The sequence below is a fragment of the Sporosarcina sp. OR05 genome, from assembly GCF_041414805.1.
Taxonomy (GTDB): Bacteria; Bacillota; Bacilli; order Bacillales_A; family Planococcaceae; genus Sporosarcina; species Sporosarcina saromensis.
The window spans coordinates 1-15,921 of sequence record NZ_JANKJL010000017.1; the positions used below are offsets into that span (position 1 = coordinate 1).

The following is a 15,921-nucleotide window of genomic DNA, read 5'->3' on the forward strand; positions in this document are numbered from 1 at the left end:
TCTGGCGTCCGATGCGCAGCGGATTGCGTTGTCGATTTCGTTCGTTCGGTCAGTTACGTACTAAAGTACGCGCCTTCCCTCTCTCACTCATCTCCTAGCACTCCACCGCACCTCGGCCGCCAGAACTTCTTCTATAATGGAAGAAGTTTAGAGAAACTTGAATAAGCTCTAGTTTCTTTGCTGGCATCATTTAAGATGTCATTTTTGAATCCGAAGATCCAAGTTGTTCGTCCGCCGACAAGTCGGCTTCAGAACTTTATTTGTTGACGTTTTGCTGTTCAGTTTTCAAGGTTCATGTTTCAGTCGCGTTTTTCAGCGACCATTTCATCTTAACATTTTTCCTTATTCGGTGTCAACAACTTTTTTAAAATCTTTTTTTCAGAAGTTGTTTCGTAATGTTGTTGCCTCTTAAGGACATGTACTAATATACTACATGCCCTAAAGAGAAATCAAGCCTTTTTTAAAAATAATTTACGATGAATTTTTCTTGGATCAATTATGAAGAGTAGAATGCCTGCTATGACAACGATTCCGCCAATAATTTGCGCTGAAGTAAGCGTCTCATGAAAGATGTAATACGCCAATATTGAAGCTCCTACTGGTTCAAAAAGAATGGCAATTGAAATGACGTTTGTACTTACCCACTTTACTGCCCAATTGAATAGCGAGTGGCCGAGCAAATTCGGAATAAGCGCAAGCATAAAAAACCAGAACCAGTCAGTTGACGAATACGGACCAAATGATTCTCCCTTTACCAACACATAAAAGAATAATGTAATTGTACTGATTGCATACAGAACGAACGTATATGTAATAAGAGATAAACGTTTACGCACTTCTTGACCAAAAAGAAGATATGCTGTAATAAACGCACAACCTGCCAAAGCGAGCATATCTCCGTAGAAAGCAGTACCGCTTAACTGAAAATCGCTCCAACTGATAATGATACTTCCACTAATTGCAATAACTGCAGATAATATCGTCTTCAAGGAGAGTTTTTCTTTAAAGAAGAAATACGTTCCGACAAACGCAAAAATCGGTTGTAGGGTCACCAAAACAGTTGAACTCGCAACAGAAGTGTAATTAAGTGATTCGAACCATAAGATAAAGTGAAAGGCAAGAAAAATTCCTGCTATCGAAGAAAAGATCCAATCTCTCTTCGTAAAGACCAATAATTCTTTACGGTACTTCATTAAAAATAATGGGAGCATCAATAAAACAGAGAACAACATTCTATAAAAAGCGATAACTCCCGCATCAGCTGTAGCTAATTTAACAAAGATCGCTGATAAGGCGACCGAGATAACTCCTATGATAATCGGAATATACGGGTGGATAGAAGGCTTTTCCATATGGTACACATCTCTTTCGTTGTAAGTTTCATGTTAGTTTGTCATCGTTTATGGATAAAGACAATATAAAGAGTATAGCACAGGAGTGGTTTGAAGATGCTAGTAGGGGGAGAATTAGAATGGACTGGATTGCCGACAATTCGATGTATCCGGATGTCTTAATTAAAATCGCGTTAGCATTAGGACTAAGTTTAGTCATCGGTGTAGAGAGGGAAATAAAGAAGAAACCGATTGGGTTAAAAACAAGTGCAGTCATCTCAACATTTAGTTGTCTATTGACGATTGTTTCTATGGAAGCTGCTTATTTAGTACCCGCCCGAGATGATATCAATGTAACGATGGATCCATTACGTCTAGCAGCACAAATTGTTAGTGGTATTGGCTTTCTTGGTGCGGGAGCAATCTTACGAAGGGACAATGATAGTATTACCGGCTTAACAACTGCTGCAATGATTTGGGGTTCGGCGAGTATTGGCATTGCCGTTGGAGCTGGTTTTTATATTGAAGCTGCATTCGCTGTTATAAGTGTATTGTTTGTAATCGAAGTCATTGCACCTATATTGGATCGGTTTGGTCCGCGTAGAATACGCTCAAAAGAAGCTTCATGTATTATTATCATTTCAGATAGAAGTAAGATTGATGAATTGATTGGAAAGCTAAGTGATGAAAGTATGTCTGTGGAAAATCTTCGAATTAGACAACTAATCCCTGAAGATGGCAAACCTCACATGCATGAACTCGATTTTAGATTAAATGCATTACCTAAGAAAAAAACATCCCAACTATATGTTGAATTGACTGAACTACCTTATATCGAATCAGTTGAACTAGAAATATTCCCTTAAATGGAGGAACCTTTATGCAGGATTTTATCAAACTCTTAAAAGATGGAAACAAACCTTCATTGCTTGCTGGTGTAATTAATACAATCATTGCTATCTTAAAAGGTATTGCCTATATGTTAACTGGTAACGTTGCAATGTTCGCAGAAACATTACACTCATTAGGCGATGCGGCCAATCAATTCTTCGTTTACATTGGTTCCGCGCTCTCTAAAAAAGCGCCGACTCCAAAATTTCCAAACGGATTTGGCAGAGTCGTCAACCTCGTCTGCTTAGGAGCTGTCATTGTAGTTGCGATTATGTCTTATGAAGCAGTTAAAGAAGGTTGGCATCATATTCTTCATCCTACTGAAACGTCAGGACTCGCCATTAATTTAAGCGTACTTGGGCTTGCAATTGTGTTGGAACTGTACGTCTTATTAAAAGCAGCAAAAGAAATTGCACATGAAACTGGAAACGATGCGAAAGGGTTTAAAGCACTTCTATACAGTTTCACGCATTTGAATCGTGCTAAGCCTGCCACAAAGCTTGTTTTTATGGAAGATTTGGTTGCAACAATTGGTGGAGTATTAGCTTTTACTGCCGTCCTTGTAGCACATTTCACTGGATTTCTTGCGGCAGAAGGAATTGCATCGGTGTTAATAGGTCTCATGATGTTTTATGTCGTTGGCAAAATATTTCTTGAAAACGCAAGAGGTGCTATAGGAGAAACTGATGAAGAAATGTTAAATCACATTGCGTACATCGTAGCTGAGGACCCGGATGTTAAAGATCTACAAAGAGTTGAGGTGATTAAAGAAGGGGAATTTCTCCATGTAGAAGTAGTGGCAGAAGTCGATTCCTCAAAAACACTTGAGTATATTGATGATATAAGGGATCGGTTGCTAGCATTAATATTAAAACAAAAAGGCGTCCGCGAAGCCCTTATTTCATTTGATGAAGATGATGGCATCAAAACATGGAAAGGCGTTAACGAATTGGCGATTTCAGAAGAAGCACGCAAAAAGTTACCCGAATGAAAAAGTACGCAGTTGAACTCACCGACGAGTTCCTGCGTACTTCTTTTTATAATGAAGCGACTAAAATTGATTTTACGTCTTCTTTTGTCAATTGAGCAAACCTGCCTACTGGTCCGTTTACAGAAGCTTTTTCAGCCATAAGCTCAATTTTAGATTCGTCAATATGGTAGTCTTTCAGCCTTTCAGGTGCACCAATTGATGACCAATACTTACGGAGCTGTTCTATTCCTTCCATTGCAGTTTCTTCAGTAGTCTTTCCTGTTGGATCAACTTGAAAAACATTTGTTGCAAACTTCGCAAAGCGTTCAGGATTCAACTGCATAGCATGTTTCATCCAATGCGGGAACAGAATCGCCAATCCTCCAGCATGCGGAATATCATAGACTGCTGAGACGGCATGTTCAATCTCATGTGTCCCCCAGTCGCCACCAGCATTCCCCATCCCTAAGAATCCATTCAATCCCCACGTTCCGCTTAATAAAATCGTTTCACGTAACTCGTAATTTTGCAGGTCACCTACTAGTTTTTCACCAGCGCGCATAATTACCCGTAATGCACTTTCACAAAGCTCATCTTGCAACGGTGTATTGGTAGCTTTATGAAAATACTGTTCCATTATGTGGGACATCATATCGACAATTCCATAAACGGTTTGATCACGCGGTAAGGAAAGCGTATACGTTGGATCGAGAATTGAGAATTTCGGGAAATTGAAAGGACTTCCCCATCCGTATTTCTCCACCGTTTCTTCGTTTGTAATAACAGAACCTGCATTCATTTCAGAACCTGTTGCCGCCATCGTCAATATGGTACCAAATGGAATTGCATCGGTCGGCGTCGCTTTTTTACTAACAAAATCCCATGCATCACCTTCATACTTTGCCGCTGTTGCTATCAATTTTGTACAATCCAGGACAGAACCGCCCCCGACAGCCAATATGAAATCGATACCTTCCTCTTTACAAATCGCCGCCCCTTTCTTCGCTGTGGAAAGACGTGGATTCGGCTCGACTCCTGGTAGTTCATATAGTTCCTTTCCTGCTTTACTCAGAAGTTCGACCACTTCATTATATAAACCATTGCGCTTAATGCTTCCTCCGCCATAAACGAGAAGAATTTTATTACCGTATGCAGCTAATTCATTCGTTAATTTTGAAATGGAATTTTTACCAAAGACTAATTTTACCGGGTTTTGAAATGTAAATTCATGCATCTCTTTCGCCTCCTCTTTTGTAGTACTCATTATCCAAGAATGAATAATCCATTGCAAGTATGGAAGCTGTCCTATTGGGGTATTTTGGAGATAAGGAGGTGTGTCATGGAGAAAATCAAGCGAGTGGCCCTTGCCATCACAATTATTGGCGCTTTGAACTGGGGTGTTGTCGGCTTATTCAGTTACGATGTTGTCGCACAATTCGCTGGTGGGTACGCGAAACCGTTAGCCCGTTTCTTTTTTGTACTGATTGGGATTTCCGGTCTACTGTCGTTAGGCTTGCTATTTGAACATTGGCGCTATGAAGAGCGTGAAACTAACACCCTAGCAGGAACTGAAGAAGCATGAAAAAGCATCTCCCACTGTTCAGGAGATGCTTTTTCTATTCATTCACTTACGCCCATCCACGGAAACGGGAAGCTTCAGCAGTTTTGCGGATACCAATCATATATGCAGCAAGGCGCATGTCAATGTTACGTGTAGACGCTACATTGTACACATTTTCAAATGCCTCGACCATTTTTGTTGTCATTCTTTCGCGAACTTCTTCTTCAGTCCAGTAATAACCCATGTTATTTTGAACCCATTCGAAGTAAGATACCGTTACGCCACCTGCACTCGCAAGAACATCCGGTACGAGAAGAATGCCACGTTCTGTAAGGATTTTAGTCGCTTCAGATGTTGTTGGGCCATTCGCAGCTTCAACAACAATTTTCGCTTTAATATCGTTAGCGTTCTTTTCAGTGATCTGATTTTCGATCGCAGCAGGAACGAGAATATCACAATCCAATTCTAATAATTCCTCGTTAGAAATTGTATTGTCAAATAATGTCGTAACTGTACCGAAACTATCGCGACGATCTAATAGGTAATCAATGTCCAATCCGTTTGGATCATGCAATGCACCGTAAGCATCGGAAATACCGATTACTTTCGCTCCAGCGTCATGCAGGAATTTTGATAAGAAACTTCCAGCGTTTCCGAAACCTTGGATGACAATACGTGCACCTTTCATATCAATTCCACGCTTTTTAGCCGCTTCGTTAATAATGATCGTTACACCTTCAGCAGTCGCACGATCACGACCTTGAGAACCACCGAGAACAATCGGTTTACCTGTAATAAAACCAGGTGAGTTGAATTCATCAATTCTGCTATATTCATCCATCATCCAAGCCATAATTTGTGCATTCGTGAACACGTCTGGTGCAGGGATATCTTTTGTCGGTCCCATAACCTGACTTAATGCTCGTACATAACCACGGCTCAAGCGTTCCAATTCACCCATAGACATCTCACGTGGGTCACAGATAATACCGCCTTTACCGCCACCATATGGCAAGTCAACGATACCCGCTTTCAATGTCATCCACATTGAGAGTGCGCGCACTTCATCCGCACTTACTTGCGGATGGAAACGAACGCCACCTTTTGTCGGTCCTACTGCATCATTATGTTGTCCACGGAATCCTGTGAACACCTTAACTTTCCCATCGTCCATACGGACAGGAATTCTTACTTCCACCATACGTATAGGTTCTTTCAGAAGATCATACATTCCTTCATCGTAGCCTAATTTGTCAAGTGCTTCCTTGATGACAACTTGCGTAGACGTAAACAGATTCAGGTTTTCAGTCATGTAAAAGTTCGCCTCTTTGATTTCATAATGTCTTACTACTTCGCCCATATTGTACCATAGTCCACACTGTTTTTGTGTACTATTTCATTAACTTGCAAAAACTTTGTTGATGCGTTCTAAAGCCCAATCTAATTCTTCTTTTGTAATGATCAATGGTGGTGCAAAACGGATTACAGTATCGTGTGTTTCTTTGCACAACAATCCAAGCTCTTTCAATTGTTCGCAATACGGACGAGCCGCTTCCGTCAATTCAACACCAATGAACAAGCCACGTCCACGTACTTCTTTAATAGAAGGGTGGTTGATTTTCTTTAATTGTTCTACGAAGTAATTTCCTAGTTCCAATGATTTCTCAGCAAGTTTCTCGTCTAGAAGAACTTCTAAAGAAGCGATTGAAACTGCACATGCCATCGGATTACCACCGAATGTTGAGCCGTGTGAACCAGGGTTGAATACACCTAAGATGTCTTTATTCGCTACGACACAAGAGATCGGGAATACGCCGCCACCTAGTGCTTTTCCGAGGATGTACATATCTGGCTCGATGTCTTCCCACTCACTTGCGAACATTTTACCTGTACGGCAAAGACCCGCTTGGATTTCATCCGCAATGAAAAGTACATTGTGCTTTTTACAAAGCTCGAATGCCGCTTTCATGTAGCCAGCTGGTGGAATAAGAATTCCCGCTTCACCTTGGATTGGTTCGATGATGAATGCTGCTGTATTTGGTGTAATCGTTTCTTCCAACGCTTTTAAATCACCAAATGGAACAAGTTTAATACCCGGAAGCATCGGACCGAATCCTCGCTTGTATTCTGCTTCAGAAGAGAGTGAAACTGCTGTCATCGTACGACCGTGGAAGTTTCCTGTGCAACCGATGATTTCAGCTTTGTCTTCAGCGATACCTTTCACATCATAAGACCAACGACGAGCTGCTTTAATAGCTGTTTCTACCGCTTCAGCACCTGTGTTCATTGGCAATGTCATATCTTTACCAGATAGTTTGCAGATCATTTCGTACCATGGGCCGAGTTGATCGTTGTGGAACGCGCGTGACGTCAAGGTTACTTTGTCCGCTTGATCTTTTAGCGCTTGAATGATTTTAGGGTGACGATGACCTTGGTTAACCGCAGAATACGCTGAAAGCATATCCATATAATTATTACCTTCTGGATCCTTTACCCAAACACCTTCCGCTTCTGAAATGACAATCGGAAGTGGATTGTAGTTATTTGCACCAAATTTATTAGTTTGGTTAATCAACTTTTCTGAAATTGACATCTAATTCCCTCCTTAAGATATGTAAATATGGAAGCAGTCCGAGAACTGCCTCCACTTAGTTATTAAAGTGTTTCTGAAGTCGTTTTACCTTGCATGTGAAGTTGCAAGTAATCAGGACCGCCCGCTTTAGAGTCTGTACCTGACATGTTGAAACCACCGAATGGTTGGTAACCAACGATTGCACCTGTGCATCCACGGTTGAAGTATAAGTTTCCTACGTGGAAATCTTCGCGCGCTTGTTCGATATGTGCGCGATTGTTTGTAATAACAGCACCTGTTAAGCCGTAGTCTGTGTTGTTTGCAATTTCAATTGCTTCGTCAAAGCTTTTCGCTTTTGTCAAACCAACAACTGGTCCGAAGATTTCTTCTTGCATGATGCGTGCATCTGGAGCAAGGTCAGCAAATACTGTAGGAGCAATGAAGTATCCTTTTGAGCTGTCGCCTTCTCCACCAGCGATTAGACGGCCTTCTTCTTTTCCGATTTCGATATAGCTCATGATTTTGTCGAATGAAGCTTGGTCGATAACCGGACCTGCGAAGTTGGATTGGTCTGTTGGATCACCGTAAGTCAATGCTTTTGTTAACTCTTCCACTCTAGAAACGACTTGGTCATATACATCTTCGTGAATGACTGCACGTGAACAAGCAGAACATTTTTGTCCGCTGAATCCAAATGCTGATTTCACGATGGATTGTGCAGCTAATTCAAGATCCGCTTCGTTGTCAACAACGATTGTGTCTTTACCACCCATTTCAGCGATAACACGCTTCAACCAAATTTGGCCTTCGTTCACTTTTCCAGCACGTTCGTAAATACGGGAACCGACTTCGCGTGATCCTGTGAAAGAAATGAAACGAGTTCTTGGGTGATCTACAAGGTAGTCCCCAACTTCAGCGCCTGAACCTGGAATGTAGTTCACTACGCCTGCAGGCATACCTGCTTCTTCTAATACTTCGATAAATTTATATGCAACAACTGGTGTTGTAGATGCTGGTTTCAATAGAACTGTGTTACCCGTTACGAGTGCAGCTACTGTTGTACCTGCCATAATCGCGAATGCGAAGTTCCATGGAGAGATGACAACACCTACACCTAAAGGAATGTAGTCGAAACGGTTGAACTCACCTGGACGGCTTTCAACTGGCATACCGTCTTTTAGTTTCAACATTTGACGGCCATAGTACTCTAAGAAGTCGATTGCTTCTGCAGTATCTGCATCCGCTTCGTTCCATGGCTTACCTGCTTCTTTTGTTAAAAGCGCAGAGAATTCATGTTTGCGACGACGTACGATTGCAGCAGCTTTGAAAAGAACGTCTGCACGGAATTCAGGTTTTACTTTTTTCCAAGTGTTGAATGTTGCATCAGCAGTTTGCATCGCTTTTTCAGCAAGGTCTCTGCTCGCTTTTGAAACACGGCCGACGATTTCTTCTTTGTTCGCAGGGTTTGTAGATACAAGTTTGTCTTCGGTCATAATGCGTTCGCCGCCGATGATTAGAGGGTAATCTTGCCCAAGATAGCCTTCAACTGTTTGTAGAGCGTCTAAAAAGGCTTTTTTGTTTTCTTCTTGTGTAAAATCTGTAAATGGTTCGTGTTTGTATGGAATCATGTTACTCCTCCTCCGTTATGATACGCAAAAAAAATTTGCATTTAATCTTTGATTACATTTATAATAATGCAAGAGATTGTTGCACATTTCAAGTGTTTTTATTTAAATCACGAAAAAAAGTACACGGAAGGTGTTTTTGATGATGGATAAAATCGAAAAAGCCCTCTTTCCTTTATATGAATTTGCAGTGAATCGTGCCGGTGTAGGAATCCATGCAATTGATAAAAACGGCCGTACGGTCATATACAATCATAAAATGAAAGCCATTGAAGGATTAGAGCTGGAAGAAGTTGCAGATCGATCAATAATTGAGCTATTTAATTTTAATCAAGAAGAAAGTACATTGTTAAAAGTGTTGCAAAGCGGTATAGAGCAGTTGAATGTGAAACAGACATATTGGAACCGCAAAGGAAACGAAATTACGACCATTAACGATACGTATCCCGTCTTTAGCAATGGGGAACTAATCGGTGCTGTGGAAATTGCACGAGATGTAACAGCTCTTGAGAAATTTATTCTTCATCCCCTCCGAAAAAATAGTGACCCTGTAACGTTCAATCAAATTATTGCAGCATCGGAAGAAATGCAAGCGGTTGTTTCTACTGCACTAAAAGCCTCTCAAGCAAAACTACCCGTGTTGCTAATTGGTGAATCTGGTACAGGAAAAGATTTACTGGCGGAGAGTATTCATAATGAATTTTCTCCTGTAAACGGTCCTTTCTATACACTTTTTTGTCATCGTTCAGACGAGTCGCTCATCGATCGATTGGATGAAGACTTAACTGAACATGATGCATTCACGTTATTTTGTGATCGGATTGATTTATTATCCATACCACTTCAACAGAAACTGTTTTCTTTTCTAAAAAAGGCGGTACAACCTGGCAATCAATTCATCGCAAGTATCGGCGATGACCCTGTTGAACTGATCGCTAAAGGAGCTTTATTGAAAGATCTGTATTACTTTTTTGCTTCTTTTGCAATTCGCATTTCCCCTTTGCGGAAACGAAAAGAGGACATACTTGCTTTCATTACTTCGTATTTAGCGAAGAGAAGAGAGCGGTTTGGTTCTTCCCTAGAAGGAATAACTACGGAAGTCGAGGAATTGTTTTTACGATATGAATGGCCAGGCAATATGCGAGAACTTGAGTTTCTTTTAGACGAAATTACGTCGCTTGCAAGTACAGAGTCGGTCATTACATACGATATGTTGCCTTTGCATTTTCGGATGAAAAGCAATGGGTTGAACGACACACCTTTACAAGACACGGATTTTGTTGTCCAACACCAGAAAGATTTATTGCCGCTCGAGCAATTTTTAAAAGATGCGGAAGCGTATTACTTACAAAAAGCGATGAAGTTGCATGAAGATAATATTACCAAAACGGCGCAAGCACTTGGAATGAGTAGGCAAAATCTTCAATATCGTTTACGAAAGCTAAAAAATGGGAGAGGCGATTAAGCCTACTCCCATTTTTTAATAACCAGACCGTGTAATCCAGTCTTTTAGTTTGTCTTTTAGCGAGTTAAATCCTTCTGCATCATGCTCTTTTACTTTGTCTTGCAATGATTTTCGGGGACGGCTCGGTTTTTGTGTGGCGGGTGGCGCTTCTTGCAATGCCCGAATGGACAAACTGATTTTACCTGCGTCTTCATCCACTTCCAGTACTTTCACTTTTACAACGTCGCCTACAGCAAGATACTCATTAATATCTCTGACGAAACCGTACGTGATTTCCGAAATATGGACGAGTCCTTGTGTCTCTTCATCCAATGCCACGAATGCGCCATATGGCTGGATGCCCGTTACCTTACCAGTCAGCTCTTCCCCCACTTCGTATGTTCTGCCCATGCGAAACAGCTCCCAATCTACATCTATCGAATTTGCCTATGCGGCCATCAATAATTATACCATAGAAAGCCCTTTCACAACAAAAATTTGGCAAAGCAGTCGGAAAATTTCACTTATTTTTTTCTTTCTTTTCGTGGATAATTGGCCAAATAAGATTATAAATTTCCATATAGCTATTTTGATTATCCAGAGTATACCGCGACCAACCTTCCTCCTCCATATTTTCAATGACGGTTGTCATGACTGTAGCAGCTGGCGATGGTTGTTCACGGTCCGCAATTTGCTTCCACACTTTTTGATATTCCGGTTTAATGGCACCAGTAAGGTCATAACTAGAATCCACCGCTTCACTTTCAAGGCCAAGTATGGAATGAAAGAGCCACATATATGACCCTACAATCACTTGTTCAACGTATTCGTTAGGGAATATCCCCGTTAATTCATCGCCCATTAAATCGTCTTCAACGAAAAAAAGCAGATCAACTTGTTCGTCGAGCGGTTTTTTAACGATCTCTTCAATACCGCCCATTAACAGGTTCACATACACATGTACGCTCGGATGTAATTTGTTTTGAATGTCTTCAATGAGCTGTTCATCCCCAAACTGTGGAAAGTGGAACATACTGTCATGTGCGACTACAGTAATATTTTGTGTCTTCATTCCTTTTAATGCATCTTGGAGCTGTTTGGGGTAACCTACTTCGTTTTCAGCTAACGTTTGGACGATCACCTCGCCATTGTCATTCCATTCATAAGTAGGTATGATATCTTCGTGTTCCTGAAGGATAGCTGAATAAGATTGAATGAGCATGGTGGAACTACCAAACAAATTCCCGATAAACGCTATACTCGCTGTCCGATCGTTGACTAAAGGTTTATTCTTTAATTCTGCAATCCACTCTGATGGCAACTTCAACTCATTAATGAGAGCTGCGTAGTCTTCTTTCGCCTTTCTTCTATCTATTTTACCATTTTCTTCTAACTCTCTTGTTAATGCTCGTAACCAATCTTTAAAACTTAACCTTGTGTCTTCACCATACATATTATAATGATTCATGGTAATCGCTGTTCGTTTCGTCAATCCAGCGAGTTCGAGACGTTTGGCGATTTCTTTCTCAAATTCCTCTTTGTATGTTTCGATGAATTTCTCACTGGCGGATTTTTGATAGGCTTCACTATTTGTTACAGATACAAAAAGTAACGTGAATAACATGGCGACGCCTAAACTCCACATCGCTAACGTCTTTCGTTTCGGTTTTTTCCCCTTTAATTTTGTCGGCTCAATTGAATGATGAGTAGTGTGTGTGAATATCCGGTCTTCATCATAAAGAGTTTGCAATCTTCCATAAGACGTATGTAAAAACTCCAACTTTTTTTCTAGGTTCGGTTCATCCAGTTGCTGAAAAGCTTCAGCAAGCTTTGTTTCCACTAATCCTGTTGGCACGTTCAGAATCTCCGCAATTTGTGCTGTAGATTTGTTGTGAAACTGATTCAGGATTAAAGGCAGCCTAACTTCTTTTGGTAAATCAATAATGCGGTTATGCAAAACCTCGTCTTCTTTAAATGCAAAGAGTTTTTCATCGGACGGATGAATGGTAACGTCCTCTAATCGACCGAGCAAGATTCTAATCGTATCATCCTCATGCAATGCTTCACTTCTGTTTTCATACAATTTTTGAAACACAGTTTCTACAAAGTTTGCAGCTTGTTGCGGACTTAGCCCATATTGGATTGCGAGACGTTCCATATGCGGCAACACCAGGCGTATCCATTCCAAAGAAGACTCTTTATCTTCCGCTAAGGTTGGTTGTTTCTCTTCGTTCATGTACTCTCCCCCTGCTTTCCAAAACATCCCTTTCTTTACTATAACAAAGAATATAGAAAAAGACCGCAGAATTCGCAGTCTTTTTTGTTTATTTTAAATGATTAACATTGACGCGCCATCCGTCATCTGTCCAAAGCATATGAAATTGTTGTGCAGCTGGCAGTTTTGGATACTTTTCTTGATTTACTGTAAACGTGGCGACACCAGGCCAATTGCCATCTTGGTCTTCTTCAAGCCCTTTGAAGGACATGGATGTATACATATCTTCAGCATACGGAAATTTGTATCGATCACCATTTTCGACAAATGTCGACTTCTCAATTAAATCCGCACCGAATTCTTGATAAATCAATGCATATTGTGTTTCATAATCTTGTAAAGATCCTGCGTATAAATAGAGGCTCATTATTGTCAACGCTACTTCTCCGTATAAGTTAGCTGGATTTTTCGACTCTTTAAAGGTTTCATAGAGCTCTTTCATATGCTTAAGTGTCATCTCGTCAATTGGTATTTCGGGTGATTGTTCGTACGATGGAAGTTTCTCAAGATACATGTCTCTAATTTTCCATATATCATCTTCACCATATGTGAGATGTACTGAATTTTTAACTTCCGCGCCATTGTTAATCGTAACAAAACCATAAATTGCATGTTCGTAACGGTTTATGTTTTCATTTGTAAATTTAATATCCGTTGCGTTTCTAAATAAGGAGAGACCTTTTCGGTAAAAGTCGATATATTGCTCCTCTGAGAAACCTGTTTCCGACATATCTCCATAATTTTCATTGAATAGTCGATACATCGTTTTGGGGTCTTCGACTTCATTTGCATAGTTAAAAATCCCTACAATATGCACAGGTGAAATCCCTTTTAACACGGACTTGTCATACGACTTTTTGAATGCGCTGTAGAGTTCTTTAACTTCCTGATCAAATGCCTCATTTGGCAGGACAACCGTCTTCTCTTCGAATACAGGCATTTCACCATACATGTATTCTTCTAACACCCCTTCACGATAAAGGACGAGCGCTTCTTCTAGATCATTATAGTTGAGTGAATCCCAATGCTCTGATTGCTGCCAATCTGAAGCCTTCATCTCTTTAACAATTGGCCTCATAAGATAGGTCAATGGTGTTGCGTTTCCACTATACGATAGATTGGTCCAAGCTTCTTGGTATTCAGGTAATAACCTACCATCTGCATCAAATAACTTTGTCTTTTCATTTCCTTTTACAATGTGATTAAAAAGCGTTATGAAATACGATTTCATGACAGGGTACAAGGACGGATCTTCCTGTACATGCATTAACGTCTCCTCCATCGTCTGCAACGTTCCGACCGTTTTAGGAACAGTATCATTTAACACCCCTGCATATAAATACGGTTCATCTGCTAGCATGTTCATATAAGCATTCGTGAAGTGATGCAAGTTCGATGGAAGCTCATCGACCGATCTAGATAAATAAAAACTTGATTTAATATCACCTGTATATTTCTCTGTAGTTAACCGGATTGATTGTTCTTTCATTGTGTTGATGATATTTTGTAACGGCTCTGGAAAACTGTTTTTACTCGTCATCATGACATCGGCTTTATCAGCAGATGGATCCACTTCATAGGCATCAATTGCTGTTTTGTTTTCTTCTACGATTTGATCGTAAATGGCTTGCAATCTTTTGACTTTTTCCCGGTAACTATTCAAGAATGCAATACTCGCTTCTTCATCCTCCCGAAGCGGATTGCGTTTTACGTCTTGAATCATTTCGGCAGGCGTTTTTAGTTCTTCGATTGCTCGGTTGTAGACTTCTTGCAATCGCTCATTTGCATTTCCATCCTGTTTAACAGACTGTATGAAAGTCTTATGATCCAAAATTGAGATTGAATTAGATTGGGCATACATTCTAAAATGCTCTTCATCCAACTGCAACATCTCTCTACGCTTTTCTTTTTCCACTTCAAATTGTTGTTTCAGTTCTTCGATGTAGGCATCAATTTCTCCACTTTCCAAATTTTCTTCGTTCGGATTTTGGTTATTTCCATCAAGGACGTCATTGGCAATGAAACCGATGATGAATACACTCGCAACGCTTACAGCTAAAACCGTTATACGCTGTCTGAATCCACCTTTTTTAACAGGTTTCTGTTCAACAGGTGCAGGAGGATGTTCCGCATCGATTTTCTTGAATACTTCTTCCGGATCGAAAGTCGAAGGAATACGTTCATAGGACTTTTTCAAGAATTCCATTCGTTTCTCAAAATGATCATTGCTCATGTGATACACCTCCCGTCGTTTCAATTTCCTTTTTCAATGCATCCTTTGCTCTGAAAATCCTCGTTTTCACAGCAGCCATCGTTACGTTTAACACTTCCGAAATTTGTTGGTACGATAAGTCTTGGAAATAAAACAAAATGAGTGGAATTCGGTATTTTTCATCTAAACGCAATATCGCGTTATGCAATTCCTGATCTTCTTCAAAAAGGAGCACGTGTTTCTCTGCTGACTGATGTGCGACCGTACTCATTTCCTTTTTAACCCGTTCTTCTTTGTCCGTCTCCCGACCTGCTTTTCGGTAATAATCCCGAGCAGCATTCAGTGTAATTTTGTATAACCATGTCGTAAATCGCTGTTGATTGAACTGCGGTAAGAATCGATAGAGCTTTATGAAGACCTCCTGTGTAACATCCGGAATATCATCAACACGGACACCACATTGATAAGCAAATTTTTCAACAGTCCGGTAATAACGATTCATTAATTCTGTGAAAGCTGACCGATCTCCGTTCTGCGCTTTCTGGATCAAGTCCGTTTCTTCCATGTGTCACCCTCACTCTCTTTCCCCTCTGCTCATGATACGAGGGATTTCAATTGATTGTTTCATCCTTTTAATGAAGAACATAAAAAACCGCCTGAAGCAGGTATCCTAACGCTTCGGGCGGTAATAATTTTTCTTTATCCTAACAATCTTTCTTTCGTTATACGATGCATTTCGCTTCGTACTTTATTGCGAACAACTTATATGCTATTTGCATGCACTTTTCTAACGGAATCCATAGTTCATAGGAATGTTCATAGATTTCTCTAATCCGTTTTGCTAAATCTGTCGGATGATCGAGCAACTGGAGTTCTGAGACGACATCAGCAATTTCGTGCTCATACGCCTTCCGCCCCATATTGAAAGGATCCCAATCTTCTAGTAGTAAGACAGCTTTTTTGTTCATGTCCATAGTTTGCACGTCAAGTCACCTTATTTTTTTCTTTTCTTTCATTTATGATAACATAGTAATGTAAAA

At 40.4% G+C, this 15,921-nt stretch carries 14 protein-coding genes; 4 read left to right on the top strand and 10 right to left on the bottom strand.

Translation table 11 applies throughout. The features are described 5' to 3' along the window. Positions 1–449: 449 nt before the first annotated feature. A complete protein-coding gene (locus NRI27_RS16660) occupies positions 450–1,352 on the bottom strand; it encodes a DMT family transporter (protein WP_371391710.1) in 903 nt (300 codons plus the stop codon). 119 nt (positions 1,353–1,471) lie between these two features. Between NRI27_RS16660 and NRI27_RS16665 the strand changes: the two genes are divergently transcribed. Both NRI27_RS16665 and NRI27_RS16670 read left to right on the top strand, forming a co-directional pair. Then, positions 1,472–2,197, top strand: a complete 726-nt coding sequence (locus tag NRI27_RS16665; RefSeq protein WP_317944027.1) for an MgtC/SapB family protein — start codon at positions 1,472–1,474, stop codon at positions 2,195–2,197. A 14-nt stretch (positions 2,198–2,211) separates the two neighbouring features. After that, positions 2,212–3,213 (top strand): cation diffusion facilitator family transporter, encoded by a 1,002-nt coding sequence (locus NRI27_RS16670; RefSeq protein ID WP_371391711.1) that lies wholly within the window; start codon positions 2,212–2,214, stop codon positions 3,211–3,213. 46 nt (positions 3,214–3,259) lie between these two features. On the opposite strand, the gene NRI27_RS16675 is transcribed toward NRI27_RS16670, so the two are convergent. Next, entirely contained in the window at positions 3,260–4,426 is a 1,167-nt protein-coding gene (locus tag NRI27_RS16675; RefSeq protein ID WP_371391712.1) for an iron-containing alcohol dehydrogenase, read from the bottom strand. Between the two features lie 105 nt (positions 4,427–4,531). On the opposite strand from NRI27_RS16675, the gene NRI27_RS16680 reads away from it, so the two are divergent. Beyond that, entirely contained in the window at positions 4,532–4,774 is a 243-nt protein-coding gene (locus NRI27_RS16680; protein WP_317944021.1) for a DUF378 domain-containing protein, read from the top strand. Between the two features lie 46 nt (positions 4,775–4,820). Here the strand turns inward: NRI27_RS16680 and NRI27_RS16685 are convergent, their stop codons facing one another. The 3 genes from NRI27_RS16685 to pruA form a co-directional block, all read right to left on the bottom strand. Beyond that, entirely contained in the window at positions 4,821–6,065 is a 1,245-nt protein-coding gene (locus NRI27_RS16685; RefSeq protein WP_317944019.1) for a Glu/Leu/Phe/Val family dehydrogenase, read from the bottom strand. Positions 6,066–6,152: 87 nt separating this feature from the next. Next, positions 6,153–7,346, bottom strand: coding sequence for an ornithine--oxo-acid transaminase (locus NRI27_RS16690; protein WP_371391713.1), 1,194 nt, complete (start codon positions 7,344–7,346; stop codon positions 6,153–6,155). A gap of 62 nt (positions 7,347–7,408) precedes the next feature. After that, positions 7,409–8,953, bottom strand: coding sequence for an L-glutamate gamma-semialdehyde dehydrogenase (pruA, locus tag NRI27_RS16695; protein ID WP_317944016.1), 1,545 nt, complete (start codon positions 8,951–8,953; stop codon positions 7,409–7,411). Between the two features lie 142 nt (positions 8,954–9,095). On the opposite strand from pruA, the gene NRI27_RS16700 reads away from it, so the two are divergent. After that, the gene (locus tag NRI27_RS16700) at positions 9,096–10,415 is read left to right on the top strand and encodes an AAA-type ATPase lid domain-containing protein (RefSeq protein WP_371391714.1); all 1,320 of its coding nucleotides are present in this window, start codon (positions 9,096–9,098) and stop codon (positions 10,413–10,415) included. A 15-nt stretch (positions 10,416–10,430) separates the two neighbouring features. On the opposite strand, the gene yugI is transcribed toward NRI27_RS16700, so the two are convergent. The 5 genes from yugI to NRI27_RS16725 all read right to left on the bottom strand — a co-directional run bounded on the left by yugI (position 10,431) and on the right by NRI27_RS16725 (position 15,855). Next, the gene (gene yugI, locus NRI27_RS16705; RefSeq protein WP_317944014.1) at positions 10,431–10,805 is read right to left on the bottom strand and encodes a S1 domain-containing post-transcriptional regulator GSP13; all 375 of its coding nucleotides are present in this window, start codon (positions 10,803–10,805) and stop codon (positions 10,431–10,433) included. Between the two features lie 109 nt (positions 10,806–10,914). After that, complete coding sequence (locus tag NRI27_RS16710) at positions 10,915–12,630, bottom strand: RNA polymerase sigma factor (protein ID WP_371391715.1); 1,716 nt, start codon at positions 12,628–12,630, stop codon at positions 10,915–10,917. Between the two features lie 88 nt (positions 12,631–12,718). Continuing rightward, the gene (locus NRI27_RS16715; protein WP_371391716.1) at positions 12,719–14,902 is read right to left on the bottom strand and encodes a hypothetical protein; all 2,184 of its coding nucleotides are present in this window, start codon (positions 14,900–14,902) and stop codon (positions 12,719–12,721) included. After that, on the bottom strand, positions 14,892–15,446 hold the full coding sequence (locus tag NRI27_RS16720; protein ID WP_371391717.1) for an RNA polymerase sigma factor: 555 nt from the start codon (positions 15,444–15,446) through the stop codon (positions 14,892–14,894). Before NRI27_RS16720 ends, NRI27_RS16715 begins: the two co-directional genes overlap by 11 nt. Before the next feature lie 157 nt (positions 15,447–15,603). Beyond that, positions 15,604–15,855 (bottom strand): DUF1871 family protein, encoded by a 252-nt coding sequence (locus NRI27_RS16725; protein WP_371391751.1) that lies wholly within the window; start codon positions 15,853–15,855, stop codon positions 15,604–15,606. Positions 15,856–15,921: the final 66 nt, after the last annotated feature.

What these genes read in the sequence shown, in the direction of transcription:
- NRI27_RS16660 (WP_371391710.1), bottom strand. Translation starts at nt 1,352, where the DNA reads ATGGAAAAGCCTTCTATCCACCCGTATATTCCGATTATCATAGGAGTT.
- NRI27_RS16665 (WP_317944027.1), top strand. Translation starts at nt 1,472, where the DNA reads ATGGACTGGATTGCCGACAATTCGATGTATCCGGATGTCTTAATTAAA.
- NRI27_RS16670 (WP_371391711.1), top strand. Translation starts at nt 2,212, where the DNA reads ATGCAGGATTTTATCAAACTCTTAAAAGATGGAAACAAACCTTCATTG.
- NRI27_RS16675 (WP_371391712.1), bottom strand. Translation starts at nt 4,426, where the DNA reads ATGCATGAATTTACATTTCAAAACCCGGTAAAATTAGTCTTTGGTAAA.
- NRI27_RS16680 (WP_317944021.1), top strand. Translation starts at nt 4,532, where the DNA reads ATGGAGAAAATCAAGCGAGTGGCCCTTGCCATCACAATTATTGGCGCT.
- NRI27_RS16685 (WP_317944019.1), bottom strand. Translation starts at nt 6,065, where the DNA reads ATGACTGAAAACCTGAATCTGTTTACGTCTACGCAAGTTGTCATCAAG.
- NRI27_RS16690 (WP_371391713.1), bottom strand. Translation starts at nt 7,346, where the DNA reads ATGTCAATTTCAGAAAAGTTGATTAACCAAACTAATAAATTTGGTGCA.
- pruA (WP_317944016.1), bottom strand. Translation starts at nt 8,953, where the DNA reads ATGATTCCATACAAACACGAACCATTTACAGATTTTACACAAGAAGAA.
- NRI27_RS16700 (WP_371391714.1), top strand. Translation starts at nt 9,096, where the DNA reads ATGGATAAAATCGAAAAAGCCCTCTTTCCTTTATATGAATTTGCAGTG.
- yugI (WP_317944014.1), bottom strand. Translation starts at nt 10,805, where the DNA reads ATGGGCAGAACATACGAAGTGGGGGAAGAGCTGACTGGTAAGGTAACG.
- NRI27_RS16710 (WP_371391715.1), bottom strand. Translation starts at nt 12,630, where the DNA reads ATGAACGAAGAGAAACAACCAACCTTAGCGGAAGATAAAGAGTCTTCT.
- NRI27_RS16715 (WP_371391716.1), bottom strand. Translation starts at nt 14,902, where the DNA reads ATGAGCAATGATCATTTTGAGAAACGAATGGAATTCTTGAAAAAGTCC.
- NRI27_RS16720 (WP_371391717.1), bottom strand. Translation starts at nt 15,446, where the DNA reads ATGGAAGAAACGGACTTGATCCAGAAAGCGCAGAACGGAGATCGGTCA.
- NRI27_RS16725 (WP_371391751.1), bottom strand. Translation starts at nt 15,855, where the DNA reads ATGGACATGAACAAAAAAGCTGTCTTACTACTAGAAGATTGGGATCCT.